The 23,525-nt window shown below is 49.6% G+C and carries 24 protein-coding genes; 15 read left to right on the top strand and 9 right to left on the bottom strand.

What is annotated here, in order from left to right; translation table 11 throughout:
* Positions 1–286: 286 nt before the first annotated feature.
* Positions 287–430 (bottom strand): hypothetical protein, encoded by a 144-nt coding sequence (locus KNP96_RS13390; protein ID WP_214766150.1) that lies wholly within the window; start codon positions 428–430, stop codon positions 287–289.
* Positions 431–596: 166 nt separating this feature from the next.
* Between KNP96_RS13390 and KNP96_RS13385 the strand changes: the two genes are divergently transcribed.
* From KNP96_RS13385 to KNP96_RS13375, 3 genes are all read left to right on the top strand, one after another.
* Entirely contained in the window at positions 597–1,190 is a 594-nt protein-coding gene (locus KNP96_RS13385) for a hypothetical protein (RefSeq protein WP_214771088.1), read from the top strand.
* A gap of 27 nt (positions 1,191–1,217) precedes the next feature.
* The gene (locus KNP96_RS13380) at positions 1,218–2,411 is read left to right on the top strand and encodes a hypothetical protein (protein ID WP_214771086.1); all 1,194 of its coding nucleotides are present in this window, start codon (positions 1,218–1,220) and stop codon (positions 2,409–2,411) included.
* Between the two features lie 267 nt (positions 2,412–2,678).
* Positions 2,679–3,650: a phosphotransferase gene (locus KNP96_RS13375; RefSeq protein WP_214771083.1), complete on the top strand. Its 972-nt coding sequence runs from the start codon at positions 2,679–2,681 to the stop codon at positions 3,648–3,650.
* Between the two features lie 127 nt (positions 3,651–3,777).
* Here the strand turns inward: KNP96_RS13375 and KNP96_RS13370 are convergent, their stop codons facing one another.
* Positions 3,778–5,247 (bottom strand): potassium/proton antiporter, encoded by a 1,470-nt coding sequence (locus KNP96_RS13370; RefSeq protein WP_239456722.1) that lies wholly within the window; start codon positions 5,245–5,247, stop codon positions 3,778–3,780.
* A gap of 176 nt (positions 5,248–5,423) precedes the next feature.
* Here KNP96_RS13370 and KNP96_RS13365 point away from each other — a divergent pair, with 176 nt between their 5' ends.
* The 9 genes from KNP96_RS13365 (at position 5,424) to KNP96_RS13325 (ending at position 15,959) form a co-directional block, all read left to right on the top strand.
* Positions 5,424–6,296 (top strand): SDR family NAD(P)-dependent oxidoreductase, encoded by an 873-nt coding sequence (locus tag KNP96_RS13365; RefSeq protein WP_088837187.1) that lies wholly within the window; start codon positions 5,424–5,426, stop codon positions 6,294–6,296.
* A 233-nt stretch (positions 6,297–6,529) separates the two neighbouring features.
* A complete protein-coding gene (locus KNP96_RS13360) occupies positions 6,530–7,015 on the top strand; it encodes a GNAT family N-acetyltransferase (RefSeq protein WP_029330260.1) in 486 nt (161 codons plus the stop codon).
* Between the two features lie 73 nt (positions 7,016–7,088).
* On the top strand, positions 7,089–8,138 hold the full coding sequence (locus KNP96_RS13355) for an oxidoreductase (RefSeq protein WP_214771080.1): 1,050 nt from the start codon (positions 7,089–7,091) through the stop codon (positions 8,136–8,138).
* A 462-nt stretch (positions 8,139–8,600) separates the two neighbouring features.
* On the top strand, positions 8,601–9,686 hold the full coding sequence (locus KNP96_RS13350; RefSeq protein WP_088837185.1) for an SH3 domain-containing protein: 1,086 nt from the start codon (positions 8,601–8,603) through the stop codon (positions 9,684–9,686).
* A gap of 159 nt (positions 9,687–9,845) precedes the next feature.
* On the top strand, positions 9,846–11,525 hold the full coding sequence (locus KNP96_RS13345; protein WP_088837184.1) for a DUF2339 domain-containing protein: 1,680 nt from the start codon (positions 9,846–9,848) through the stop codon (positions 11,523–11,525).
* Positions 11,526–11,660: 135 nt separating this feature from the next.
* Positions 11,661–12,494, top strand: coding sequence for an iron uptake system protein EfeO (gene efeO, locus KNP96_RS13340; RefSeq protein WP_214771077.1), 834 nt, complete (start codon positions 11,661–11,663; stop codon positions 12,492–12,494).
* 2 nt (positions 12,495–12,496) lie between these two features.
* Complete coding sequence (gene efeB / locus KNP96_RS13335) at positions 12,497–13,738, top strand: iron uptake transporter deferrochelatase/peroxidase subunit (protein WP_214771074.1); 1,242 nt, start codon at positions 12,497–12,499, stop codon at positions 13,736–13,738.
* Positions 13,722–15,401 carry an FTR1 family iron permease gene (locus KNP96_RS13330; RefSeq protein WP_214771176.1) on the top strand — a complete coding sequence of 560 codons (1,680 nt, stop codon included), beginning with the start codon at positions 13,722–13,724 and terminating at the stop codon, positions 15,399–15,401. Before efeB ends, KNP96_RS13330 begins: the two co-directional genes overlap by 17 nt.
* A gap of 96 nt (positions 15,402–15,497) precedes the next feature.
* Positions 15,498–15,959, top strand: coding sequence for a YflT domain-containing protein (locus KNP96_RS13325; RefSeq protein WP_088837180.1), 462 nt, complete (start codon positions 15,498–15,500; stop codon positions 15,957–15,959).
* A gap of 55 nt (positions 15,960–16,014) precedes the next feature.
* On the opposite strand, the gene KNP96_RS13320 is transcribed toward KNP96_RS13325, so the two are convergent.
* Complete coding sequence (locus KNP96_RS13320) at positions 16,015–16,182, bottom strand: hypothetical protein (RefSeq protein ID WP_214766142.1); 168 nt, start codon at positions 16,180–16,182, stop codon at positions 16,015–16,017.
* Positions 16,183–16,251: 69 nt separating this feature from the next.
* Complete coding sequence (locus KNP96_RS13315) at positions 16,252–16,788, bottom strand: flavodoxin family protein (protein WP_214771071.1); 537 nt, start codon at positions 16,786–16,788, stop codon at positions 16,252–16,254.
* Positions 16,789–16,939: 151 nt separating this feature from the next.
* Here KNP96_RS13315 and KNP96_RS13310 point away from each other — a divergent pair, with 151 nt between their 5' ends.
* Positions 16,940–17,608: a hypothetical protein gene (locus KNP96_RS13310; RefSeq protein ID WP_088837178.1), complete on the top strand. Its 669-nt coding sequence runs from the start codon at positions 16,940–16,942 to the stop codon at positions 17,606–17,608.
* Here the strand turns inward: KNP96_RS13310 and KNP96_RS13305 are convergent.
* Complete coding sequence (locus tag KNP96_RS13305; protein WP_214771068.1) at positions 17,594–18,442, bottom strand: alpha/beta fold hydrolase; 849 nt, start codon at positions 18,440–18,442, stop codon at positions 17,594–17,596. The genes KNP96_RS13310 and KNP96_RS13305 overlap by 15 nt on opposite strands.
* A gap of 113 nt (positions 18,443–18,555) precedes the next feature.
* Between KNP96_RS13305 and KNP96_RS13300 the strand changes: the two genes are divergently transcribed.
* Together KNP96_RS13300 and KNP96_RS13295 are read left to right on the top strand one after the other, a co-directional pair.
* Positions 18,556–19,560: a helix-turn-helix transcriptional regulator gene (locus tag KNP96_RS13300; protein WP_214766137.1), complete on the top strand. Its 1,005-nt coding sequence runs from the start codon at positions 18,556–18,558 to the stop codon at positions 19,558–19,560.
* Between the two features lie 133 nt (positions 19,561–19,693).
* Positions 19,694–20,020, top strand: coding sequence for a hypothetical protein (locus tag KNP96_RS13295; RefSeq protein ID WP_088837175.1), 327 nt, complete (start codon positions 19,694–19,696; stop codon positions 20,018–20,020).
* A gap of 217 nt (positions 20,021–20,237) precedes the next feature.
* On the opposite strand, the gene KNP96_RS13290 is transcribed toward KNP96_RS13295, so the two are convergent.
* The 4 genes from KNP96_RS13290 to KNP96_RS13275 all read right to left on the bottom strand — a co-directional run bounded on the left by KNP96_RS13290 (position 20,238) and on the right by KNP96_RS13275 (position 23,523).
* On the bottom strand, positions 20,238–21,215 hold the full coding sequence (locus KNP96_RS13290) for a hypothetical protein (RefSeq protein ID WP_251132167.1): 978 nt from the start codon (positions 21,213–21,215) through the stop codon (positions 20,238–20,240).
* Entirely contained in the window at positions 21,212–22,258 is a 1,047-nt protein-coding gene (locus tag KNP96_RS13285; RefSeq protein WP_214771065.1) for a DUF58 domain-containing protein, read from the bottom strand. Before KNP96_RS13285 ends, KNP96_RS13290 begins: the two co-directional genes overlap by 4 nt.
* Positions 22,259–22,260: 2 nt before the next feature.
* Positions 22,261–23,169 carry an AAA family ATPase gene (locus KNP96_RS13280; RefSeq protein WP_029330224.1) on the bottom strand — a complete coding sequence of 303 codons (909 nt, stop codon included), beginning with the start codon at positions 23,167–23,169 and terminating at the stop codon, positions 22,261–22,263.
* A 138-nt stretch (positions 23,170–23,307) separates the two neighbouring features.
* Positions 23,308–23,523 carry a DUF3006 domain-containing protein gene (locus KNP96_RS13275; RefSeq protein ID WP_157898482.1) on the bottom strand — a complete coding sequence of 72 codons (216 nt, stop codon included), beginning with the start codon at positions 23,521–23,523 and terminating at the stop codon, positions 23,308–23,310.
* Positions 23,524–23,525 lie beyond the last annotated feature (2 nt).

The raw sequence follows: 23,525 nt of genomic DNA, 5'->3' as shown, positions 1-23,525 counted from the left end.
GCATGAACAATTACGTTCGAAAGGAATGAATACAAATGGGTTTTTACATCATGTTGCTGTCATTCATACTAGGAATCTACTTGACAATTTTCAGCATTTCGCGCAGGAAACGGAAGCGTTCCTACATATTGTTTCTCGTCCCGGGGATCCTCCTGGTCATCTTTGCCGTGTATCTCGCAAGACCGCATTAAAAAAAGGGAGATGGATTTCCGGGGCGAACACCGGAGAACCGTCTTCCTTGTTTTTTGTTAATCGAGAGACGTGCTCCCGTTTGAGTCAACACCGCTTAGGGGGTTTGCTCATCAAGCGGTTCGATTTGTTCCGTTTCGACAGGTGGATCCAGTTCATCTGCTTCGTTCGTCAAAGGAAACGCGATCCCGGCACTGGTCAATAGCGTGATGAGTGCGGCATTCGTTAGTGTTTGGCGCATCGTTGCTCACTCCTTCTTTTGTTATCCTACGAAATTGAAAAAAGAAAAGTTACACTTTTTGATTATTCTGAACATTTAAGTGGGATTCGTCAAGTAATCGTCATCTTCACCTAAGTATTTTTCCCGATAAACCGTTATACTTAAACATGGAAAAGAGGGATGTCGCTTGAAATTAACGAAAGCTAACACACGCATTTTTGAATCATTGTTACCCCGTTTGAACGTTAACGCGGAAGAACCGGAGCGAACGGACATCGAACGTCAACTGCAGGCTGATTTGTATGAAGCGCAGCGGCAACAACGACCGTTCGAAGAAGTCCATGGGCAAACACCGGAAGCGCGACTCGACATGATGATTGCAGCGATTCCGGAACAGCGTCGTGCTGAGACACAAAAACGCTGGACACGGAACTATGTCTCAAGCATCTTGATGTATATTTTCATCGAGGGAATCGATGGCGTCTTTCAGTTCGCACTCGCCGACTATTTGTTGTTCTCAATCATCGCCTTGTTCTTGATTGACGCGATGTCGATCTTAATCACGTCACCGAAAATACGTGACGTCAAAGGACGTGTCTGGGGACAGTTCATCATCAGTTTCGTTTTATTTGCAACGTATAAAGCGGTCTTGATTACGTTCGTCCCGAATCCCGATGTCATCTTCCAAGTCAGCGGGACACCTTCTTACATCATCGGAGTCGGTGGTCTGATTGCGTTATACCTCTACTGGTCGAAGAACCCGCTACGAAAACGCGCCTAAACGAATCGAGAGAGGAGTGGACGGATCATGGAATTTACGCACTGGAAAAGACGCTTACAGGATCACTTCGAACGAATGGGCTTTAACTTACGGATTGAACGCCTTGCCATGCAAGACATCATTAAGCTCGAGGCGACCCACGGAGCCTTTTTGTTCTTCCCCGTGACGATCAACTTATATGAACGGATGGGCTGGAAAATGATTGCGATTGAATCGCACCATCCGGATACGGTCGAGGATGCGTTCGCCGAAGCACAAATCGAATCGTTGTTCCAACTGACGATGGTGACATTCGAAGAAGAAGAGCGTGAGTTTTTACTCGGCTTCTATAGCAATACCGGTCGTTATTTGACGGACCGTCAATCTCCGACGGGGCAGTTGCTCGCGGCAATCGAACGGGAGTGGTATGACGGAGAAACGATCCGGATTGAAACGTTCGAGGAATTTCCTGGACTGTTCGTGGCACCACCGTTCGCACACCAAGCGTACGCATTCGCCGCAGCGGAAGGCAGGTGGCACATGTTCGTCGGGCGGACGGGACGCCCGGCGAACGATTACCGGTTCGATGGAGCAGTCCTGATGCCGCACCGGATTGCCGATAATGAACTGTTCACGATGACGCCGCTTGCGGTTGCGATTGATGATACGGCAGGATTGCGCGACCAATTGCATGAGGAACGGTCAGAAATCAAACGATTCCACAGACAAGCGATGGAGACGATTCGTGACTACGATCCGTCGTTCGGCTTCGCTTGGCGCGGGACGGTCACATTCTTTCATGGCATTCCCGTCGACCCTTTTGCACAGCGGTTATGGCTGGAAGACGGACAAAAACGGTTCCGGATCATGCAAAAAGCATCCCAACGGATTTTAGCACTCGGCGACACGTGTATCGAAGCGATTCATGCGCTTGACGAGGCCGTCAGCGCCGGTGAACCGGACGGGACACCCGTCAGTGCTGTCGGACAACTCATCCTCGGGATTTGGCAACAGTTTGAGTCCGATGAACGGACCTACTTGACAGAGGTCGTCTGTACCGGGATTTCACGGACACAGGCGGAGAACCGGATCCGGCATGGCTTAGCGCGCCAAGAGGCAGTCAATTGGATTGAACGTGCACAAAACGGACGTGACCACTTCCAGTTCGCAGGACTATCCATTACATTACCGCACCGCCCACCCGGAACGATCGAGATTAGACGAGAAGAGGAACAACGATGAACGTCAGCTACACTCGCGAATCTGTCTGATACGACTTCACGCATCAGACAGTTGACGGACCACTTCGATGTCCGGTACATTCGTCAGCAGGAACAAACGCTGGTAGAAAACAAGTAAATTCTATTGAATGAGGATCGAACCCCCGATGTCTTCGCCCTGCGAAAAAACGTCGGGGGTTTTTTCGCATAAGTTAACGGTTCAATCGATTCTGGCGCCTCTCAAGGCGAAAAAGTTCGTAAAAAATAACGGAGATAACAGGAGAAACATATGGAATCATACCGATTTGATCAGATTTGTGTATTGTTTGATTTAGGCGAACGGACAGAAGACCCACGCCCCCTTTCCGGCGGTTTCATCCATGACATGTATGGACTGAGGACGACAAAAGGACATTATGCTGTAAAATGCTTGAATCCGCAGATTATGAGACGACCTGACGCGTTTGCGAACTTCAAAAACGCGGAAGATTTTGCATTGCTTGCAGGTCGGCACCTTTCCGCTCTTCCGGCAAAACGGATACGGGGGGAAGCGGTGCAAGAGATAGCTGACGAGTACTTTCTTATTTTTGACTGGGTCGACGGCAACCTGCTTTCCTTGAAGGAGATCCAGCCATCCCATTGTAATACCATCGGGACCTATCTCGCAGGCTTACACCAACTTGATGCTGGCATGGTCCCCGCAGTGGTTGGAACGATTAGCCACGACTGGACAACTCATCTCAAAAGAGGCCAAGCAATCGACGCCGAGTGGAGTGTTGCCCTAAGCGAAATCACCGAGGCGTTAAAAGTGTGGAACGAGCGAGCAGTGCGAGCAGAAGCGTTCCTATCCAACGCTTGCGTCATGAGTCACCGCGACTTGGATCCTAAAAATGTCTTATGGACGAAAAACGACCTGGTCGTCATTGACTGGGAATCGGCGGGTCCGATTCATCCTGTCCTTGATGTCCTTGAGACGGCGCTTTACTGGTCAGAGGATGAGACGGGGCATCTGAACAAGCAGAAGTTTCAAGCATTTTTTAGTGGTTACACAACGAAAAATAACCTAGGGGATGCGAAATGGTCGGCTGTAATCGCCTGTAGCTATTCGAGCAAACTTGATTGGCTCGCTTATAATATCAGCCGGACATTCAGTGCGGATAAAACGGAGCGACGAATCGGTACAGAACAGGTGAAACAGACGATCCTCGACTTAAAACGCCACACGGACCGGATGGAGACGCTGAAAGGCTGGCTGACTTAAACGTCGCAACAACATCCATCTGGGATAGGACTCTTACGTCTGAACAAAGTACCGGACATCCCGTCCAACATCCATCACAGGACCGATGATCCCGCTTTTTTCACGGAATCATCGGTCCTTTTTAACTTTAAAGACCAAGCGAGGCAATCAGCTTTCGAATCCGTTCTTCCGATTGTTTCGGCGTCAGAATCAGGAGTTGATCGCCACCAATCAATCGTGTCTGACCGCGGGGGGTAATGATGGCATCGTCACGAATGACGGCGACGACGAGCAGATCCTGCGGCATCTCAATCTCTTGCAATGTTTTCCCGTCAATCCGACAGAACGACGGGACACTGACCTCGACGATTTCAGCATTCGGATTTGCGACTGTCATGAATTGAATCAACGGCTCAATCCCGATCGTTGGTTTCACTTCGAGCTTCATGACACGGACAATCCACGGTAAGGCCGTTCCCTGCAGTAAAGCCGATGTCATGACAGTGAAGAAGACGATGTTGAACAAGAGATAGGAGTTCGCAAGTCCGCTCGAAAGCGGATAGGTCGCAAGGATGATTGGTACGGCGCCGCGTAGTCCGGCAGCCGTGATGACACTTTGCTCCCGGTAATTGTAGTGAAAGGGAAGAAGTGAGATGAAAACAGCGAGTGGTCGTGCGACGAGAATCAGCGTCACGACGATGATGCCTGAAATGAGCAGCATCTGCGGATCGAGCAGTTGGCGCGGGAAGACGAGCAGTCCGAGCATGATGAACATCCCGACTTCTGCCAGATGCGACAAGCTGCCGCTGAAACGAATCAAGATGTCGCGGTAAATCATGTCGTGGTTACTGATCCAAATGCCTGTCACGTAGACGGCGAGGAAGCCACTCGCATGGATACTCGTCGCGATCCCGTAAGACAGTAAGGCGCCGCTGATCAAGAGTGTCGGATACAGGGCCGATGCTTGAAGCTGAATCCGGTTCATCAATTGTGTCAAGAACCAGCCGATACAGAGACCGACGAGTAAACCGATTCCCATTTCGTAGAATAAAGACAGGACGCCACTGATAATCGAGAAACTTTCCGGATCGAGCGCAAGTTCTGTAAAGAGAATCGTCAAAAAGACAGCCATCGGATCATTTGTTCCGGACTCCGCTTCCAGTGTATGTTTGACCTTCTCATCGACAGGACGTCCGCTCAGTAAGGAAAAGACAGCCGCTGCATCGGTCGAGCCGACGAGGGCGCCGACGAGTAACGCCATCGGCCAGCTGAAATCAAGAATGAAGTGGGCGACGAGTGCAATCAAGCCAGTCGTGATGACGACGCCGACCGTCGCAAGCGAAAGGGCAGCAGGGAGGACTTGCCTGAAATCGCCCCATTTCGTGTTGAGACCGCCATCGAACAAAATGATGACGAGGGCGATTGTTCCGAATAGACGCGCTTGTTCAAAGTCAGAAAAAGCAATCCATCCTGCGACATCCGTTCCTGCAAGAATGCCGACGAACACGAATAAAATCAAGGTCGGGACGTTGAGACGAAAGGAGAACTTGGTCGTGATGATTGCGAGTAGTAACAAAATACCGGCAAGTAGTAAGACGGTTCCTTCATGCACATGCATACCTCCTCGAATCGGGGCAGGGTTCTCTTCTGTTACGTTTAGTATACGCTATTCACCTCTTTTGCAGGCGGAGAAGTCTTTTTTTGAAATGATGTGTATAAATCGACGGAAAAAGGAAAACACTCAATATATATGCATGTAAACGAAGAAAGCGTAATTAGAGGAGGAAAATGGAAATGAACATATGTATCGTGACAGGCGCAAACTCGGGGATGGGAATGGTGACAATCCAAGCGTTGCTTGAACGGGGGGACCGCGTCATTGCGACCGTCCGCTCAGAGAAGAAAGCAACACTGCTCGTCCAAATGTTACGTGAACATGGGGTGTCGCATACGAATCTTGAAATCGAAATCGTTCAACTTGACCAACTGGAATCCGTCCGCCGGTTTGCAGACCACTTGTTTGAGCAGATTGGTCGCATCGATCGCCTGATTTTAAATGCCGGGGTCATGGTCCCGCCGTATCATTTGACGAAAGACGGCTTCGAATCCCAGTTCCAAGTCAACTACCTGAGTCACTTCTATTTGATTGAACGCTTGCTGCCGCTCCTTCAACACGGAAACGATCCACGGGTCATCTCGATTTCATCGCTCGCCGGGGAAGGTGGACTCGTCCGAACAGATATCGAACTGGAATCGATTGCCCATGTTAAAAAAGAACAATACAACCCGATGCGGTCGTACCGCGAATCGAAATTGCTACAGATGGTCCACATGCGTGAACTCGCGGACAAGTATGGGGACGATGTGACATTCGTCAGCGTCCATCCCGGCATCGTCAATACCGACTTGTTCTATCGTGGCAAGTACGGCAAAGCGATGAAGGTGCTTTTAAAGCCGATCGCTCAAATCGGTTACTGGACCGGGAAACTGTATACGCCGGAGTACGGGGCGAAAACCGCACTGTACCTCGCGACGACGAATGACCGGCTCGACAATGGCGGCTATTACGCCGATTCCGCACCACGTCTCAGTAACCCGGTCGTCGAGGATACGCGCTACCGTGAAGATGCGCGCCGTCTATCGAAAAAATGGGTCGGACTCGACTGAAGACAAAAAAAGGCCTACCGGCTCGTGGGAAGCCGGTAGATCCACGTTGTGAAGACTGGGGGTCTGATCACACTTTTAGAATACGATATTTAAAAATAAAATTGTAGAATATGAAAAAAATCACAAAATGATGCGTTTTTATGATTTTTTTTTAGCGATGCGAGCAAAACGGTTTTCTTCTGGTGCAGTTTTCGTTAGGATAAAGAAGAATTTTTGCTTACAGGAGGTACAACATGATACGACTAGCTACATCACAAGACGTTCGAAACATCGCAACACTACTCGAGCACAAGGCGCTCGCACTCCAAGCGACGGGCAGCACACAGTGGTCTGCTTACCTTGAACAAGACATCGAAACACTCGTCCAAGAGGATCTTGATGCCGGAAGACTGTTTGTTTTTGAAGAAAACGACCAGTTGCTCGGTTCCGTTGCCCTGCTTCCTTCGATGGAATGGGATCGCTCGTTATGGGCAGATACAGAAGGTCTTTATATCCACCGGATTGTCGTCAGTGATTTGGCGAAAGGACGCCGCGTCGGAAAACAACTTCTTGATTATGTAATCGAGTTGACGGATTACGAAGGGGAAACACTTCGCCTCGACTGCGTGGCGTCAAATGCATTTTTAAACGACTATTATACGTCGGTCGGTTTTACGTACCAAGGAACATATGACGGATTTTCGACATATGAGTACGAACGAATCGAAGCGACGGCATAATCGGTCATTTGTTCAAGACAAGTCGTAGCCGCTTTGTTAAGGTAAAAGAAAAGTAATTGCGAGGAGTGATAGGATGCGACTTCAGATTGGCTTCATCGGCTTCGGTAAGAGCACGACCCGTTATCATCTGCCTTATGTCATGATTGATCCCCATTTCGAGGTGACGTGGATTTATAATCGGACGGCAAAACCGGAGTTAGAGGAAAAATATATGGACAAGCTTCCCGCAGTCCAGTTCACGACGGACCTCGACAAGATGTTGTCGGACGAGAAGCTTCAAGTCGTCGTCATCAACACACCGCCTGCGACGCATTTTGCCTATGCCTTGAAGGCGTTGCAACAGCAGAAGCACGTCCTCGTCGAAAAACCTTTTACCGTCACAGAACAAGAAGCGGTGCAACTGTTTGAGGAAGCACGTAAGCAAGGCGTCAAGCTACTCGCCTATCAAAATCGGCGTTTCGATAGCGACTTTCAAGCCGTCGCCCAAGTCATTGCGTCCGGAAAGCTCGGTCGCATCGTCGAAGTCGTCTCGCATTTCGACTTGTATCGCCCGGATGCGAAGCCGGCGGATACGGCGAATGAGAACGGTGCGCTCTATAGTCTCGGCGTCCATACGATTGATCAAATCATTGCCTTGTTCGGAAGACCGAACCAAGTCGCTTATGACATCCGAACCGTCCGGGGTACTGCGATTCCGGACGATACGTTTGCGCTTGATTTTTATTATGACGATTTCAAGGCGAGTGTACGAACGAGTCATGTCGCACTGGCACCCGCTCCGCGCTGGATGATTCATGGGACGAACGGGACGTTCATCAAACAGCATGTCGATCGGCAAGAGCTTGACTTAAAAGCAGACTACTTCCCAGGGGAAGAAGGATTCGGGGAAGATTCGGAAGATGATTTCGGTCGGTTACTCTATCATGACAACCACAATCATCTTCAAAATGTCCGGATTCCGAGTCCGATCGGTGACTACGGTAAATTATATCGGGCATTTTACCGGAGTATCGTTGAAGATGCGCCTCTTCCAGTGACGGAAGAAGAAACGACGTTCGTCGCCCATGTGCTCGAACAGGCGTTCACTCAACCGTCACCGTTTATCGTCAATATTAAAAATTGAATTTCATTTAAAAAGCTACAGGGTCGCGACCGATTACTTTTCGTGCTTTAAAAGCGATTCAAGACGGATTGCGCTTTAAAACGTCTCCATGCCCGGCTTTTTGGTCACGGTATCAGCTAAAAAGCGTCATGTTTCGTTGACTCCTACGGGAAAAAGTGCGTTTTTAACGCACGTTCAGAGGCAGGCAAGACCCTGCGCGTTGGCCGCTAGGATCCAAGGAGCAACGGTTTGCGCCTCGCCCGAGGAACGCAACGAACAAAGACGCTTGATCTCCCGATAGAACTTTGTCTACAGTCTAAATCTTCTTGTTGTGCATATACAACAGGAGGATTTTTTTTGTTACAAAGAATGAAGATATTTCTATTTTTTCAGAATTTTATTTTGAAATCATGATTATTATTTCAATAACTTGGGAAAAATGGTGTATATCATCGTATTGTCATTCTGTTAAGGGGGTCTATCATGAAGAAGTTTTTCTCAAGTGTCATCGTCGCTGGTGTTCTGTTTGGCGTATTCAGTCCGTCGCTCGTCGCACATGCCGCCACGAAGCTGACCATCACGACCGCAGTCTTACGTGTCCGTGAAAAGCCGACGACCTCAAGCAAGATTCTCGGGAATGTCGTCAAAGGAAACGTCTATACGTTAAAAGGAACATCGGGAAGTTGGTACAAAATCACCTATAAATCACGGACGGGGTACATACACAAAGATTATGTGAAGACATCGACGACGTCCTCGAAATACACATCGACCGGCACGAAGTATACGACGGTCGGGACGTTAAACGTCAGAACGGGCCCGAGCACAAAATACAAATCCGTCACCCAGCTCGGTAAAGGGGTCAAAGTCGCAACGTATGGCACGTCAGGGAGCTTTACACGTATTTTGTATAGCGGGAGCTACCGCTATGTCTCGACACAGTACTTAACGAAAACGAAGCCAACGAGCAGTACGACTAAAAAATTAAATGTCCCGTACTACAATCAATACACGTTAGGCTACCCGTCAGGTTGCGAGTTCGTCTCGTTGAAGATGGCGCTCGCCTACAAGAAAAAGTCTGTTTCGGCTGCGTCGCTCTATAAACAACTACCGAAAAGCATCAGCAATGCGACCTACAAAAATGGGAAATACTACTGGGCCGATCCAGAAAAAATGTTTACGGGTGATCCGGCCGGGACGCTCTCTTACTACAAAAACTGGGGCGTCTATCCAAAAGGCATTCTCCCGCTCGCTAAAAAATACCGGAGTGGCGCCGTCGATATCTCCAAACAAGGTGTCAGTAAGATTGAACGTGAAATCCGGAGCGGGAATCCCGTCATCGTCTGGGCGACCGTTGATTTCAAAAATCCATATGGCTACTTCTCTTGGATCAAGCCGGACGGCAAAACGTTCACCGGGTACCGGAACTATCACGTCATGCTCGTGACGGGTGTTTCAAGCAGTTCGTTCTACGTGTCTGATCCGTACCGTGGGAAATACGCCGTCAGTCGCGCACAGTTCACATCTGTTTATAACACGACGGGACAATATGCGTTATCCGTTCGTTAACCGGTCTCCTGACAAACGACTTTCACCTTTTCCAAAAGGGCGGAAGTCGTTTTTTTTCGTTGAATCGTCACCTAACGTTTCCTTATTTTTGAAAAAATAAGAAAAAGGCAGAAGAAACAGGTACACTAGTACCATCTAAAATAAAGAAAGGGTGGAATGATGGAAGAACAACGAATCACCCAACTGGAACAGGAACTCGAGGCGTTGAAGTTACGTGTCGCGCAACTCGAACAGCTGCATCCTGTTCCGCATCCAACGTCGACTCCGGAGCAAAGTACGGTCGCGACACCGAAAAAAAGACCCGCCTTCGTCAAAAAAGACGACACGTTTTCACCAAAAATCAAACAAATCCGGACGCGCGATGAGTGGGAACACATGATTGCGACCATCTGGTTACCGCGCATCGCCGCAATTTTTGCCGCGATTGGGGCAATTTTCTTATTTTCTTACGCCTCGATCTCCGGCTGGGTCAATCCAGCGGTCCGAGTCGGCAGCGGAGTGCTCATCGGATTGCTCTTAATCGGAGTAGGCGAGTATCAGTATGAGAAAAAGCGACGAGAACTCGGCGTCGGGCTCGTCGCGACGGGGACCATCGTTTCTTTAGCCGCCTTGTTCGCTGGCATGGCGTTGTATCAATTCTATTCGCCGGGTCTTGCCTTCTCGCTCGAACTCGTCATTTTATTCATTACGTTCGGATTAATGTTATGGATGGCGTCACGTGTCCTCCTGATTCTCGTCTCAATCACCGGATTTTTACTCCCGTTTCTGCAACTGGCGGACGAAGCGAACGTTTCGTTGTTTTTACTGTATGAAGTGATATTGTTCGCCGCCTTGTTCTATGCCGCGGTTCGCTTAAAAACGATTCTCGGTTTCGTCGTCAGCTGGGGATTCCTGACGATCGCTCTTGTTACAGCGATGAGCATGGTCGGCTTTTCACCACCGTCCACGTCTGACGAAATCTCACTGCTTGCTGCGTCGCTCGTCAGCTACATCGGGACCGCCTTCACTGGGCAACGTCTCCGGATGAAGTGGAATTATCCGAGTTACGGGGCCGGTCTTATTGTGATTGCGAGTCTAGCCGTCATCGATTGGCAGTGGGGGACACTGATTGCCCTCGCGCTGGCAGGGCTTGCCTATAGCATCGCTAACTACTCAAAAGATGCCTGGCACAATGCAGTCGGTCACGCGACGGTGTTCTACGCGATCACGCAAATTCCCTATGACATACTCCGACTGAGCGAGCAGTTCGAAACCCTGTTGTTCGCCTGCATCCTGATCGGCCTTTGGTTCGTCAAACGCCAGCACATGCCGTACCAACGGATGATCGCTCTCGCTTTGTATGTCTACTTCATCTTCGACCAGATTACGCAGTCGGGTATGTACGCGGCAATGAACGACTCGTTTCGTCTTTCGGTCGTCGCCTTAGTACTTGCGACGAGTGGTTTAATTTATTTACTCGTGCAACAACACCGCGCGATGGTCGAGGACGGGACGTTCCAGATCAGTCTAGTTGTCGCAGCCGTCGGCGTCCTGACGACGTATACGTTACTCGTCATGGAACTGCCGTTTTATGACGGACTCGACGAAACGAATCGCAGTACGACATTATCGGTTGCCTACATTTTACTTGCCTTGCTTCTCGTCACGATTGGTCGGATCCGTAATTTGTCCGTCTGGCGATTATCCGGTCTGCTGCTACTTAGCGTCAGTGCGATTAAGCTGTTAGTGTTTGATTTATCGTTCTTGACGCTCGTCCAAAAAGCGTTTGTCTTTATCGGGTTTGCAATCGTAGCGTTCATCATTTCACGGACGTATTTTAAAAAGCGAAAAAACAACTAAATGAGCAAAAACCCGTCCTGATGACGCTCGTCAGGACGGGTTTTTCATGTTAGCTCTAAATTTATATTGATAACGATTATCATTATCGTCTATACTAACAACTGAACTTACTTAACGATTTGGGGGAAATGAATCATGTCACATAAGAAAATCCTTACGGCGAGCGTCTTGTCACTCGCGACCTTGTTAGCTGCTTGCGGGGAACAAGAAACAGCGACAAAAGCGACACCGAAAACAGCGGACGGCCAATTCGATCAGGTCGTCGCCGATTACCGCGATTATGCGATCAATGAACTCGATGCCTTCACGAATAAAACAGAAGCCTTCACGACGGCCGTCAAGGAAGGGGACCTTGAAAAAGCGAAAGCGCTCTATGCACCGGCGCGGATGCACTATGAACGGGCGGAACCGATCGCGGAAGTTTTCGGTGACCTCGATCCGAAAATCGATGCCCGTGCAGGTGACGTCAAGGAATCCGAGTGGGGCGGTTATCACCGGATCGAACAAGGCTTGTTCGAAAAGGGAACAACAAAAGGGTATGAGCAATACGCGGAGCAATTGATGCAGGACGTCCACCTCTTGCGTGCAAAAGTCGAAACAGTCGACGTGACACCGGAGCTTCTCGTGACGGGGGCAACGGATTTATTGAATGAAGTCTCGACTTCGAAAGTGACAGGCGAAGAAGACCGCTATTCACATACCGATCTTTATGATTTTGCAGCGAACGTCCAAGGGGCGGAAAAAATTTATCAGTTATTGAACCCGAGCCTGATGAAACAAGACGACGCATTGTCAAAAGAGATCGCAGCGCGCTTTGAAGACGTCAATGCCTTGTTAGAAGCGAAGAAAACGGAAAAGGGGTACGTCCTCTATACGGACTTATCAAAAACCGACGTTAAACAGTTGAGTCAAGCCATTAACGAACTGGCAGAACCGCTGTCGAAGATGGGCATCGTACTGGAGGGATAATCATGACACGACCAACATTAGAGGCTGGCATGACGCGGCGTGATGTCTTAAAAGTCGCCGGCCTGACCGGTCTCGGTGCAGCTTTTTATGCAAGTGGTGTCGAACGCTTCTTACCGCGCGCCTTGACGGCTAAGGCGTCCGATCAAGTCCCGTTTTACGGCACCTATCAAGCGGGCATCATGACGCCGGCCCAAAATCATGTCCAACTCGTCGCTTTTGACGTCAAGACGGATCGCCGCGACGAGCTGATTGATTTATTGAAGCGCTGGACGCGGGCTTGCGCGCGCTTATCAGCAGGACTATCGCTCGGCGAAACAGATAGTGCCTACATCCCACCGGACGACACCGGTGAAGCAGAGGGGTTATCTGCAAGTCACTTGACGTTCACGTTCGGTTGCGGAATTAGTTTATTTGAAGGGGATCGTTTCGGCATCGGCCATAAACGCCCGGCACTCTTACGAGATTTACCGACGTTTGATTTGGACCAGCTCGATGAGAAATGGTCCGGCGGGGACTTGATTGTCCAAATTTGTGCGGACGACCAGCAAGTCGTCTTCCACGCGTTACGCAACTTGACCCGAATCGGACGGGGGGTCGTCAAGATTCGCTGGACGCAAGCCGGTTTCCAGCGGTCGAAAGTGGCAGATGCGACAGGCGGGACACCGCGGAACTTGTTCGGATTCAAAGATGGGACAGGCAATCCTGACGTGACGAAAGCGGCGACGCGGGAGAATACGCTGTTTTATCAATGGCGTGATGGTTCACCTTGGCTGACGAACGGGACGTTTCTCGTCGTTCGCCGGATTCAGATGCACCTTGAAGTCTGGGACCGGACGATTTTGAAGGAGCAGGAGCGGACATTCGGGCGTGAACGGGCGTCCGGGGCACCACTCGGTTCAAAAGATGAGTTCGCGTTCGTTACACCGACGAAACGGATCGCACGGGGGGAAGCAGAACTACCGGCAGACTCGCATACAGCAGTCGCGCATGGTGAAGGAAAGGTGCAACTGCTCCGACGCTCCTACTCCTACCAGGATGGCGTTGATGAGACGACAGGCGCATTAGACGCCGGTCTGTTGTTCCTCTCGTATCAGCGATCGCCGGAGCAGTTCATCACGATCCAAGAACGGCTCGCAACTTCTGACCGGATGAATGAATACATTACTCATCGTGGAAGCGCGCTGTTCGCGTGTTTCGGCGGCATTCAAAAAGGAGGTTACATCGGTGATGCGCTCTTTGCTTAAAGCTGCCTTACTCGTGTTCCTTATATGTAGCACGCTCATCCCCCATGCGGGTGCAGAGGCGAAAACCGATGCCCTTTACGTGTCGATTGGTCAAGCCATCTCAGCCGTGAAGGCGGAAGATCGCGATGCACTTTCAAAACGAATCGCGACGTTAGCTAAACAATCAAAGGAACTGGCTGACTCAGATGAAAAAGCCGTCATCTTAAAGCGTTTATCGACGCTGAAACAACATCAGGATGCGTCGTTCGCGACGATCAGTGCGGACTTGACGGCACTGTCGACGGCCGTCCGGACGCTCGAAGAAACAATGCGTCCCGCGCAGGATTCGACGGCCCGGACCCGTCTGCTTGATTTGCATGAAGTGACCAAGCAAATGCGGCAAGCGGATGCGGGTGAGCGAAAGACACTCGAACAGACCTTGTTAAAGGAATGGACGGCCCGTGAGAGCGTCGTCCGGGAAGAAAGCATCGGTCACTACGGAAAAGTCGAGATGGCGTTATCTGCGATTCGCATCGCACAAGCGCGCCAGACATTCGACCAGACGGAATGGAACGAGGCCCTCGACCAGTTTGATACAAGCATCGACTCATTCGTCGAAGGGGACATCGTCAAGACGGCATCAGTCGAATTGACCGATTTGATCCGTTTACTCGATCAGGCGTCGGATGCGCTCGTTGCAAAAGACCTTGACGGGGCCCGGTCGACTTTGACGACGTTCATCGCCCAGTGGCCGAGCGGAGAAGGGGCGGTCCGGACACGAGACAGTGCTTTATATACGCAAGTCGAGACGGACGTCCCCTTATTGCTCGCCCGCTTAAACGGGGAGACGCGGAACGCGACAATCACTTCGTTACAGGAATTAAGCGCATCGCTCGGACAACTGACCGACCAGACGAGCTATACGTTCGTCGACGCGATGCTCGTCATGGTCCGGGAAGGACTTGAAGCGTTGCTGATTATCAGTGCGCTCGTCGCCTTAACACGTAAAGCGAATTTACGGGGGGAACGGCACATCTGGTTCGGAGCCGTCCTCGGGCTTTTAGCGAGTGGTCTGCTTGCGCTAATCATTCAATTTTTCTTCTCGACCGCGCTCGCAAGTGTCGGACGAGAGCAAATTGAAGGATGGACCGGCTTGTTCGCCGTTCTCGTGATGTTACTGGTCGGAAATTGGTTACATTCGAAAACGGCCATTACTTCCCGTCAGACGCAACTCGTGTCCGACCTATCGCGGACTTCACTCTTCATCGTCAGTTTCTTGACGATTTTCCGGGAAGGTGCGGAGACATTACTCTTTTACGTCGGGATGGCACCGGCGATGACGCCACTCGCCTTAGGTGGAGGCATTTTGGCAGCTGTTCTCTTGATCGGACTCGTGTCAATTGCAGTCATCTATTTCGGTGTCCGTTTGCCGATTCGCCGTCTATTCTTAGGCGCGACCATCTTAATCTATATGATGGCCTTTAAGATACTCGGTGTAAGTCTACATGCGCTCCAACTGACAGGTGTATTGCCTGTCCATCCACTTGCGCTGCCGCCCGTCGCCTGGATCGGATTTTATCCGACGATTGAAACCGTGGTGCCGCAAGTGCTGGTAGGTCTCATCATCATCCTGACCGTACTTCGTAAACAACGACGCGGCACGTCACTAAAGAAAGTTTCATAAGCAGTTTTTGAAATCCATGTTTTATTCATTATGTTTCGGGAATAACTTTATATTGAGACAGCCAACTGAGGCTTAGTATGAAGGAGATGAACGAACATGATTGAAACACGTATTGTCCGTGACATGACTGGCGTCGATGCAGAAATAACGAGTTTAAAGTCAGGCGGGTATTCAAATAAACAAATTTATATTTTTGCAAAAGACGAGGAACTGGCAGAACGGATTGCGAACGATACACAGACGCTTGCTTACCGCGTTACGAAAAAATCTTTTTTTGAAACATTGATGGCGACCGTCCGTAGTAATCGAAAAGATCGTATCGCCCAACTATCTGAACTTGGCATGACGAAAGATGTTGCAGAAAGTTTGGAAGATGAAGTCCGCCATGGCCATATCGTCATTGTCGGATCAAAGTCAGACTTAATCAACCCGGCCTATGCCGCATCTTACGTCGCAGATGAATCGAAAGATTATGGAGCGGGTGTACCGAAGCTTGAAGAAGAGGAAACGACGACAACCTTGCCTGCCGACCAAAATGTGAAGCTCAAAAACGACTAAACAGTCAAAAGACGCATTTGCGATTGCAAATGCGTCTTTTTTTGTCCTATACGACTTAACGAGAAGGCTCGATCGGATTTAAGGGAGTGGAGTGAGAATCAAGTCGTGGTCGCACGACCCGTATTTCTTCATCCGTTTGAAATAGCTGTTCTAGTAAAACGATATGATTGCGTGTCTTAAGTCGTTTCCACTTGCGTTCATTGCGTTTTTTCGACTGTAACATCTAGCACCACCTCCGATTAGTCTGACTACAGAATGGAACTAATCAAAAGATTCCCTTACATAACTTTCCTTAAACGTACGCTTTTGACATTTTTTCTCGGAACGCATCAATCTCTGCAAGGGCGACCGTATCGCGTTCGACGTCCCCCGGTGCATTCCCTTCCGCGAGGATCGCCGTTTCAAGATGGGCTCCTAAAAAGGTCGCGATATGCTCGAACTGTGTCACAAGGGCGCGTCCTTTTTCTTTCGGATCATCGCCGCCGACAGCAATCAGGTGGAATCGCTTGCCTTGCATCCGCTCACGGAAACGTAAGTCTTCATCACGCAACGATTCACTGAAGCGGTCGATGAAGAGCTTCATCTTCGTGGACATCGAATACCAGTAGATCGGCGTAATGAACACGATGTCGTCATGCTCGAGCATTTCTTCCACGATCCGCCGGTAATCATCGCCAATCGGTAAGAACCCACCATGATGCCGCCGGTCTTCCACAGGTTGAATCATCGTGTTGGCTAAATCGACCGACACATGAGGAATGCCCTCGAATGCGCGGACACCGAGCCATTCACTGTTCCCTTTTCTAGAACTGCCGTAAATCGTATACATCTTCGTTTCATCTCCTTTATTAATCGCTATTTGTCCATTGTAAGACAAAGGAAACGTTGAAATAAACTGATTTGCTTCTAAGAATGGTTTTGAAAACCGGGATTGCGGAAAAAGACTATCAGCACACCAGGAAAAGAGGAGGATACGTCTGATGGAAAGAAGTATTTTGATTGCTTTAGAAAAACACCTTTATGTGATGCACCATGATTTAGACGGTCTCGCTCGTCTCATCACGAAAAAGTTCGTTCATCTCAGTCAAGTCGCAGCGTCCGTCGAACATTTTCGTCGGATGAGCTTTGATATCTATAAATCACGGGAATCGTTGGCTCAAATTTCGCCGCAAGTCCTCTATGAGACGGCACTTGATTATGAGGACTGGCTTGAAGAGGAGTTTGATCAAATCCCACCGAGCTGGATGCTCAGCCGTGATGAGGAACTAGCACTTGATCAACTTTGGTGGTTTGAATTTTTCCGGATTCAAGCTGAACTCGAGGAATGGCTCAGCCTGTACTTAATTCGTCGAATCCGTGAAGACATTCGGTATGTACCCCCTGTCATTGAAAAGAACGCCTATGCATTATCGGACGACGCCCGTCATGTCTTTTGGCGTTTGTTGCAACGGTCCGTTGCCAAACCTTCGTCGAAAATCAAAGCGAATCAACTGTCCTGTCGAATGGGCATCGCAGAAATCGCCCGCTGTGCCCGCTTGAACGAAGAACGGACGGAGCAGGCGATCGACGAATTGACGGCCCGGGGAATCATCTCGATTGTCGAGGAAAATGAAAAAATGAAGCTACATGTTCGTTTACAGGTGATTTAATGTGATGAAGCGTTCAATCATTCGTTCATCTCGTCGTGCTGAAGGACCAATCCAAATCAAATGACCCGGACTTTTCGATTCGATGAACTGGGCATGGGGGATCAGACGCTGCGTATAGCGGGCATGCTCGAACGGGACAGCGCGATCGGCTTGTGAATGGACGATTAGGACTGGGCAGCTGACCGTTTCGAGTGTCTGTCGCTCAAGCTGCTGAGTGATGTCGAACAAGACGCCGCGCCCGGGACCGTTCTGTAGTCCGACGGCATACAATAAGCGTTCATCCTCATGCGTCAAGAGTGACCGAATGTCACTACGTTGCAACAGGCTCGTCATTTCGACCATCCGGACGGACGCCTCTTCAGGAAATTTTTTTAACTTATCTTTAACATACGTCCATAATACCCACTGAATGAAGTGGAGTGGACGTTGCAAGAGCGGTTGAATCAATACGTTCTGGTATGGAAGTGAAATTTGATGAGACATCGCACACGCTAAAACGAGTGAGCAAGCAGCATCGTTTTGGCTCGCTAGGGCGATTGCTGTCGGACCGCCTGCTGAGATACCGTAGATGGTATAGCGCGTAAAACCACGTGCTTGCATCCAACCTTTATAGAACGTAGCTAGCTCGACAGGAGACTCCGCTAACCGCAGCGGGGTTTTTCCGTATCCGGGACGTGACGGGACAATCACGCGGTACCCGGCTTGAATTAATTTTTCGACATGATAGATTTCCCGGTAATCGGACTGTGTACCGTGGATTAACAAAATGATGGGACCTGTTCCGCTATCCCGGTAATCAAATTGTTGTTCCTTCCATTCACCAATCAAATGCATCCAAATTCTCCTAACGATATAAATTTTACCAATTTATTGTTAATATTATTATTTATTTACGGTATACTCGAAGTATAATCAAATACCGTAACGATAGGAAATGAGGATGTACCGTGCCTACTGAAAAATTATCAAACCGTGATCGCTTACTGGCTGTTCGGGATATTTTTGAAAAATACTCGGACGAAGAGGAGACCTTGACGTTAGAAGACTTGAGTATCGCTTTATCAAAACGAGGATTGATTGAAAAATTATCACGAAAATCGCTGAAGGACGATATTGAGGCCCTCGCGAAAGCAGGGTTTGATGTCGTCAAAGAAGAGACGAAAAATGGACTGGCGACGCCATATCATCTCGTCAGCCGGCGGTTTGAGCATCACCAGTTGCGTTTACTCGTCGACGCGATTGCAAGTGCGAAATTCATTTCGGAAAGTGAGACGAAGGCGCTTGTTCGAACGATTCAATCATTGACGAGCGAGCGGTTGGCGAAGACGTTGAACCCCGTCATCCATACGGTAAAAAAACCAAAAGGAATGATTCCGTTCTCGATCGATACGATTCAAAAGGCGATTACGGAACAAGAAATCATCAGCTTTCAGTACCAAGGGAAGTTTAATGAACGGACGCGGAAGTTCGAGCTCCGCCGAGATGGTGATTTTTATCTCGTCACACCAGCGCACCTAATTGTCGATAACGGGAACTATTACTTAATAGGTCGTGATGAACGTGTCCAGCAGATTCGGACATATCGTGTCGACCGGATCGTCCAGTGCAGTGTATTCGAACCGGCAGAGACTCCGGTCGAGGTGGATCCTTCCTACTTGAGTAACATGTTCAACATGTACGGAGGGGAAGATGAGCAACTGACGTTAAAATTTCACGAAAGCGTCATGCCGACGGTCGTCGATCGATTCGGGACGGATATCCGCTGTCGACGAATCGACGAGGAATGGTTCGAGGTTAAAGTCAGTGCCCTCTTCTCGGAAGGCTTCATGATATGGTTGATTCAATTTGCTAACCAAGCTGAAATCATCGAACCGAGCATCCGTCGTGAAACCTTTAAAGAGAAGGTCCTTCAGTTGGCGCGAATCTATCAGGAAAGTTCTGTTGTAAACTAACGCTGCGAAAAGTGTCCTTGCAAGTGAAAGGACACTTTTTGTCGTTTTTTGTCGTATATTCATATTTGAATATTTTCGCGTATCTTTTCCGTCTACTATTAAGGGTATCTGATACTTATGTAGGAGGAACGTCATGCAACAGATGGAAAATCGCCGTACACGGGGCTGGATGGATGGACTATTGTATCTATTCTTCGTCTGTCTATCCTATACTTCCTGGTACTTATTGTTTATTTTCGCTTTTAACTTACTTTTTGCGGAAGAACTATTAGAAACGATGGATATCGTCATTTTTGGTTTTAGTCCACTCTTTGCACTAGCCATTACAGTCTTTTCGATTCGTCTCTTTAAACGTCGTGGTCAACTCAAACATATCCCGGTAATTCTTGTCGTCTATTCGCTTGCAACGAGTATTTTACTGTATTATTCAATCGCTTATTCGGTCTTACCACGGCTGTAACGAGACTTGCATCATCCCGTTATTTGGAATATGCTACGCTTATAGCTCATGCCAATAAGGGGGGATACCATGAACACACAGTATATCCTCGACTGGATGCCGTTAGTGCTTCCTGTCGGTGCAATCGTCTTTATCGTCGTCATCGCACGTAAAGCATCGAAAATTGATTCAACTAAATGAAAAATCTCCATCTCTGTTACAGAGATGGAGATTTTTTTTATTGTTCAATACGTTCCCGAACCTGACGACGGAAAACTTGTAAATCATAGGCGGGTTCACTTTGACTAAACTCGATTCCGTCGATCAAGCGGGCATTGCGTTCGACTTCCGGGAAGGTGATTCGCTCAAGCCATTCGTATGTCGTCTCATCGCGTTTGCGTGGAAAGGCTTGCTCCAATTGCGAGGCGAGTTGGAGCAACGGATGCTGACTGTGCTTTTTCGCGACCTTCGTCCGCTTTTTGGCGGTTGGTCGGACGATCTCGTCCTGCTCCACCGTGACGACGCGTCGTTTACGGAGGAAATAGAACATCAGTCCGACGACGAGGAGAGCCAGTCCGAGGGCGGCATAATTAAACACCTGGACCGTCGCGGCGTTCATTGCCCCTTGTTTGATGGGTTCGACCGCTTCCATGTTGCCGAGGTTTGCACCAGTCTGCATTTTTTCATCGACCTTTTCCGAAAGCGGAATCGTCCACGTAAAGAGTGAACCGAATATCTCGAAGGCGGGGCGCATTAAATTTGCGACGGATCCGAACAATGCTTCCTTCATCAGGCGAAGAAGGAAAACGAGCAAAAAGCTAAGTCCGAAGGCGAGCGTGACGCTCGTCAAAATCCGGCGCCACTCGACGAAATGTCGCTTTAAGAATGGCGTCAGGACGAGTAGACCAAGCAAGACATAGGCGAGGAGCGGTGGTGTCAGTCCGGGGTACAAGAAACAAATCCCGACGAAGACAGCACCCGTCAAAGCAAAGCGGTACTCGAGTTCGATCGTCTCGAGGAAGGCACCGATCGCAGTCGCTAACAATAAGAAGATGCTGATCAATGGTGATACATAAAACAGGGCGAGCGCAGCAATCACTTGCAGAAGAATCCGGACTTTCCGAACGGGTAGGACGGCAAGCAGCGCAAAGGCAAGCAACGGGAGTGCCATCGTCTGTAAGAGACTGATGATGAGTAACCACCAAAGCAACATCATGCGCTCACCTCCTTTTGCCGATGACCGAGGTGGATCGCGGCAGTCGTCGACGGGACGGCCCGTTGGAGACGTTTCATGAAGTAGCGGCGCTCAAGCGGTAAGTCGTACTCTGACAGGCGCGCCAAACACTCCATCGTCCGTAAAAACTGTTCCTTTCCTTTTCCGGACGGAACATGATACCACTGACCATCCCGATTGACCATCGAAATCCAAAGACTGTAAGAGGCACCTTGTTTTTCAAGTTCCCGGATGATTGTCGCACCACGGGACAGCAGTTTTTCAAAGTCACTCCGTAAGGACAATCCGTCACCGGACAGACCGTCGATGATGACGGCATAATCATGATTCCGGACACGGTCGTATTGATAGGAATAGAGTTCGCTCGTCTTCGCATATGCTGACCAGTAAATTGTCTTGGCGTCTCCCGCATAAGGGACGACGGAATGAAAGCTCGATCGGTCCGAGAACGGGCTCGACCGATCAACCGTCTCACCGGGGATTTGCCGTTCGTTCCATTCGACGGAAGCAGGGGCGAAGTCCGGGAAGACATGCCCGAGTTGTTGAATCGGTAATGTCAAGTAGACCGTCATCGTATGGAACGGATCTGAAATCATCACATCGAACGACTGAATCCGAATCGTTCCGCGATGTGCGGCGATGACGTCAATTTCGAACGGAACGATTTGATTTTTACCGACGAACAGATGATGCCGCCAAAATTGACTGCCTGCACCATCGATTCGGACCTGATCCCCGAGCAAGCCGGATACAGTGAGTTTACCGAGCGGAAACCTTGCCCGGTTTTCTAAAGCAAACGGGATGGCGAGTTCATCGTCACGAAAGGCACGTGTCGTTTCGACCAGTCGGACGTCGATCTGATTAGCTAAGTATTCGAGACACTTCGGCATATACCAGCCGTAGAGGACATAGGCGACGAATAGACTGGCGAGGACGAGTGAACCATATAGGGCGCAAAAGACACCACTTACCCCGACGAGAAATAAGAAGATGGGATGGAATGCTTTAGGTGTAATCAATTGCATGGTTACACCTCAGTCGGTACAGTCAAAGATTCAAGGGTTTGTTTGACGAGTCGTTCATTCGTCATCTTTAACGTCGCTTCAAGGGTCAAGACGAGACGGTGGGCGAGCAAGGGGGTGGCCAAGCTCTTGATATCTTCCGGCGTCACGTAATTCCGCTCATGCATCCAGGCGCGTGCTTTTGCCGCTTTCAGCAAGGCGAGCGTCGCCCGCGGACTTGGACCGATTTCGATGTCACGGTGCGCTCGTAGGGCGTCACATACATCAAGGAGGTAGTCCTCGACCGTATCTTCGATGGTTACGGCTGCGACTTCCTGTTTCCAGGCGTTCAATTGCTCGAGTGGGAGATGAAGATCCATCGCCTCGAGATGCGCGCCCCGCAAAAGTGCTTTTTCAGCAGTCCGGTCGAGCGGCGTGAACGAAAGTTTGAACAGAAAACGATCGAGCTGAGCTTGAGGCAACGGGAACGTTCCTTGTCCATCGAACGGGTTTTGTGTCGCGATGACAAAAAAGTGTTGCGGTAACGTATAGGACGTGTCACCGATTGTGACTTGTGCTTCCGCCATCGCTTCAAGGAGCGCTGACTGGGTGCGCGGGGTCGTCCGGTTGATTTCATCGACGAGGACGATGTTGGCGAACAGAGGACCGAATCGTTGTTCGAATGAGCCGGTCAACGGATTGAACAACTCCATTCCGAGTAAATCGGTCGGTAGCGTGTCGGCTGTACACTGGACACGGGAAAACTTCGCATCGAGCGACTGCGCCAATGCCTTAGCGAGTGTCGTCTTGCCGGTACCCGGTCGATCTTCCAGTAAGACATGTCCTTCGGCGAGCATGCCGATCAACAGATGATCGATGACATGGTCCTGCCCGAGGACGGATTGTTTTAAGGATGTACGTAGTTGTTGAAACATAAAATAATTCCCCCTTGTTTTCTTCTTCTCACTAAAGTGTACGAAAATTCAGATAAAACCGCCAGTAATTCTCGATATTCCTTCTAAATAATTCCATTAATCCGTAAAAAAGCAGACACGCTGTGTCTGCTTCCTGCGTCAATCCTCAAACAGTTCATCCATCAACTGGTCGATTTCCTGGCGACGCGCCACCGTCTCGGTACGTAAAATCCGGATCGAGCGCCCTTGCCATTCCAGCCGATCGCCGACTTCTGCTGCGACCGGCAGTCGTTCTCGCGGGAGTTGAATCGTTTCCCGTGCTTCCGTCTCACACAAGGCGAATGCCTCCTCAAAAGCTGTGACCGTCATCTTCATCG

It is taken from the genome of Exiguobacterium sp. s133 (assembly GCF_018618595.1).
Lineage (GTDB): Bacteria > Bacillota > Bacilli > Exiguobacteriales > Exiguobacteriaceae > Exiguobacterium_A > Exiguobacterium_A oxidotolerans.
The sequence above is the reverse complement of the archived record's forward strand: the minus strand, read 5'-3'. Positions and strand labels throughout refer to the sequence as shown.

Excerpts from the sequence above, each read along its gene's own strand:
- efeO (WP_214771077.1), top strand. The coding sequence starts at position 11,661 with ATGTCACATAAGAAAATCCTTACGGCGAGCGTCTTGTCACTCGCGACC.
- KNP96_RS13295 (WP_088837175.1), top strand. The coding sequence starts at position 19,694 with ATGCAACAGATGGAAAATCGCCGTACACGGGGCTGGATGGATGGACTA.
- KNP96_RS13325 (WP_088837180.1), top strand. The coding sequence starts at position 15,498 with ATGATTGAAACACGTATTGTCCGTGACATGACTGGCGTCGATGCAGAA.
- KNP96_RS13320 (WP_214766142.1), bottom strand. The coding sequence starts at position 16,182 with ATGTTACAGTCGAAAAAACGCAATGAACGCAAGTGGAAACGACTTAAG.
- KNP96_RS13285 (WP_214771065.1), bottom strand. The coding sequence starts at position 22,258 with ATGCAATTGATTACACCTAAAGCATTCCATCCCATCTTCTTATTTCTC.
- KNP96_RS13365 (WP_088837187.1), top strand. The coding sequence starts at position 5,424 with ATGAACATATGTATCGTGACAGGCGCAAACTCGGGGATGGGAATGGTG.
- KNP96_RS13275 (WP_157898482.1), bottom strand. The coding sequence starts at position 23,523 with ATGAAGATGACGGTCACAGCTTTTGAGGAGGCATTCGCCTTGTGTGAG.
- KNP96_RS13360 (WP_029330260.1), top strand. The coding sequence starts at position 6,530 with ATGATACGACTAGCTACATCACAAGACGTTCGAAACATCGCAACACTA.
- KNP96_RS13280 (WP_029330224.1), bottom strand. The coding sequence starts at position 23,169 with ATGTTTCAACAACTACGTACATCCTTAAAACAATCCGTCCTCGGGCAG.
- KNP96_RS13315 (WP_214771071.1), bottom strand. The coding sequence starts at position 16,788 with ATGTATACGATTTACGGCAGTTCTAGAAAAGGGAACAGTGAATGGCTC.
- KNP96_RS13390 (WP_214766150.1), bottom strand. The coding sequence starts at position 430 with ATGCGCCAAACACTAACGAATGCCGCACTCATCACGCTATTGACCAGT.
- KNP96_RS13345 (WP_088837184.1), top strand. The coding sequence starts at position 9,846 with ATGGAAGAACAACGAATCACCCAACTGGAACAGGAACTCGAGGCGTTG.
- KNP96_RS13355 (WP_214771080.1), top strand. The coding sequence starts at position 7,089 with ATGCGACTTCAGATTGGCTTCATCGGCTTCGGTAAGAGCACGACCCGT.
- efeB (WP_214771074.1), top strand. The coding sequence starts at position 12,497 with ATGACACGACCAACATTAGAGGCTGGCATGACGCGGCGTGATGTCTTA.
- KNP96_RS13370 (WP_239456722.1), bottom strand. The coding sequence starts at position 5,247 with ATGCATGTGCATGAAGGAACCGTCTTACTACTTGCCGGTATTTTGTTA.
- KNP96_RS13350 (WP_088837185.1), top strand. The coding sequence starts at position 8,601 with ATGAAGAAGTTTTTCTCAAGTGTCATCGTCGCTGGTGTTCTGTTTGGC.
- KNP96_RS13305 (WP_214771068.1), bottom strand. The coding sequence starts at position 18,442 with ATGCATTTGATTGGTGAATGGAAGGAACAACAATTTGATTACCGGGAT.
- KNP96_RS13310 (WP_088837178.1), top strand. The coding sequence starts at position 16,940 with ATGGAAAGAAGTATTTTGATTGCTTTAGAAAAACACCTTTATGTGATG.
- KNP96_RS13330 (WP_214771176.1), top strand. The coding sequence starts at position 13,722 with ATGCGCTCTTTGCTTAAAGCTGCCTTACTCGTGTTCCTTATATGTAGC.
- KNP96_RS13375 (WP_214771083.1), top strand. The coding sequence starts at position 2,679 with ATGGAATCATACCGATTTGATCAGATTTGTGTATTGTTTGATTTAGGC.
- KNP96_RS13290 (WP_251132167.1), bottom strand. The coding sequence starts at position 21,215 with ATGATGTTGCTTTGGTGGTTACTCATCATCAGTCTCTTACAGACGATG.
- KNP96_RS13380 (WP_214771086.1), top strand. The coding sequence starts at position 1,218 with ATGGAATTTACGCACTGGAAAAGACGCTTACAGGATCACTTCGAACGA.